This is a genomic window from Pedobacter sp. 01T416_2, assembly GCF_056398925.1.
Genome location: NZ_JBFTQI010000955.1, coordinates 1 through 2,011 on the forward strand (window position 1 = coordinate 1; position 2,011 = coordinate 2,011).

The 2,011-nt window shown below is 39.7% G+C and carries 2 protein-coding genes; both read right to left on the reverse strand.

From position 1 onward, the window contains the following. Window positions 1–519: PorP/SprF family type IX secretion system membrane protein (locus AC1DPQ_RS26245; protein ID WP_477611365.1), on the reverse strand; the 519-nt coding region annotated here is incomplete at its 3' end. 1 nt (window position 520) lies between these two features. Next, window positions 521–2,011: T9SS type B sorting domain-containing protein (locus tag AC1DPQ_RS26250; RefSeq protein WP_477611366.1), on the reverse strand; the 1,491-nt coding region annotated here is incomplete at its 5' end.

The window sequence follows — 2,011 nt, forward strand, 5'->3', positions numbered from 1 at the left end:
GTTCATAATCGGATCTACCGGTGTGTCGAAAGTAAGTGCATTTACATCTAACGAGATACTCGAAATACCTGCAGCAACACCTGCCGATAAATTGAAATTATTACTTAGCTGTAAATGATAAGCATAGGTAACATTGGCATCCAACCTTTTTATGGGGCCAGTTTTATCCAATACGGCCGTTACCCCCATTCCATGATGCGACGGCGACGACATGTAGTTTTGCATATAATTACGGTCCATCGGATTACCTGTTTGCTCAGGGAAAGAGGTGAGCGCATTACTCCACAATTGATTATCTCCCAGCGCCCAATGTGCCGATACAAATGAAGTTTGAGGCGCATCGGTAATCCCCGACCATTGTTTACGGTAACCAGCTTTAAAATCGAGGTAATTTTCAATTCCTGAGAGCGCCGGATTTAGCAGATACTGATTAAAAATGTATTGGGTATACTGTGGCTTTTGTTGTGCAAAACCCTTAAATGTTGCAAAAAGTACAAATATGATGATGAGCTTCTTCAATTTATCTGATTATAGTGAGCGGTCCTGTTATTGTTTTTCGTCCGTTACGYGGGTTAATGATATAATAATAAACACCTACCGGAAGCGGTTCATTTTGGTAATTCCCATCAAAAGGAATTTTATATCCAGTGCTAAAAAATACCCTATTTCCATTTCTATTAAAAATTTCGACGGTAGCATTTGGATAAGATTCTAAATATTTAATGATCCAGGTATCGTTTACATTATCGCCATTTGGCGTAAAGGTATTAGGTGGATTTAATACTTGCAAAACTTTTACCAACACTGTTGATGTTGTGGCGCATCCGTCAGGCTGTGTGGTTGCTGTAAGCGTATATTCTGTATCATTATCTGGCGATGCAATCGGATTTAATATATCCGTTTTGTTCAAACCTGTTGCAGGCGACCAATTATATTTCAAATTAGTGCCTTCAGCTGTTGCAGGGATCTCGATCTGTCCACCTGCCAGGATATAAACCAATGTACCTGCATTTGCAACAGGCGATTTGTACACCTCAATCGTATTCGTTATAGAACTAGGGCAACCATTATCTCCCGTAAATGTATAAGTGATGAGATGTGGTCCAAGTCCGGCAATTTTAGGATTAAAGGTACCGTCTGCTTTTATGCCGTCGCCACTATATACGCCTGGCATTCCATTCATTTCTTCTCCAACTTTTTGTTTAGCCTGCGTARTTAAAACGGTGCCATCAGCCTCGCAAACCGGAGTCATCTCCTCAAACACCAATTGAGGCACTGGTTTTAATGTAAGTGTTTGATCTGAATATTTTGAGCAGTTTTCTCCCGAATAAGCCACAAGCCTGATGTTGAATGTCCGATCTGCGGTGCCACCAAAACTGTCGTACTTAAGAACAAAAATTTCGTTATCATCCGGATAAGGGATTGTTTTATAAATGGAAGTTTCTTTACCAAAATCTCTATATATCTCAATTTTTGTAATATTACCCGTAAATACAGTAGATTTATTTTTAATCATGATGTCCTCACTCACGCAGCTATGGTCGTTGATAATTTCGAAATCCACTGCTTTAACATCACCATTAACCGTAAATGGCTTTGATGCGAATGACTCACAACCATCCTGATTTTTCACCGTCAAGAGCACATTATAATTACCCGTGGCAGCAGGCGTAAAAGCGCCATCGACATCCGTTGTAGTGGCTATTACATTATTGTTTTGATCGGTATATTTCCATACAAAAGTTAATCCGGTTGTACTTCCATCAGCATTTTTGGAGGTGTTCTTAAATCTAGCTACACCATCATTCAAACAAAAATCAGGCAGTTCGAAATCAGCAGATTGTGGATCAATTACGGTTACAATTTTACTTTTCACTACACTCACACATCCTTTATCACTTTCGGTTGTTAGCGTAATAGTATAAGAACCAGTAGCACTGTATTGATGGATGGGGTGCTGTTCAGTAGAAGGGGTACTTCCATCGCCAAAATCCCAGGCCCATTTCACAAT